Below are 402 nucleotides of genomic sequence, written 5' to 3' on the forward strand. Positions count from 1 at the left end.
TGCTGTGATGCCAAGTCAAAAGCATCACCAATAACAACTCCTGTTTGCTTGCGAATAGTGTCCGCGCCGACGGAATCATCATATTCACCGGTCATCTTGGCGATCATGACTCGATCAATGCTGACAATATGAGACACAAGCCAGTTATAAACTATAAAAAACAACCTCTCCCTTCTCCCTGCGCTACGTAGGTCATCGATATTGAAAGAATTAAGCTTCTTGATAAAACCGGCATGAATCTGCTTATGTTTATCTCTTTCGTCGTAATCAAACGTATCCATAAGCTGTTCTTCATGCGAAAAATGCATTTTCACATATGCATTCAGCTCCGAGACCACGCTATCAATGATTTTATTATCGTCATTTTTCTCGGAAGGACGTCCGAGATCCTTAAGAAGCTCA

General features: G+C 41.5%; 1 protein-coding gene. It reads right to left on the reverse strand.

Going from position 1 to position 402, the window contains the following annotated elements; genetic code table 11:
* Positions 1 to 402 (reverse strand): hemerythrin family protein (locus tag MTBSS4_RS02975; RefSeq protein ID WP_173981916.1); only part of this gene is annotated, 402 nt, incomplete at both ends.

The sequence above is a fragment of the Magnetospirillum sp. SS-4 genome (assembly GCF_902729425.1).
Lineage (GTDB): Bacteria > Pseudomonadota > Alphaproteobacteria > Rhodospirillales > Magnetospirillaceae > Phaeospirillum.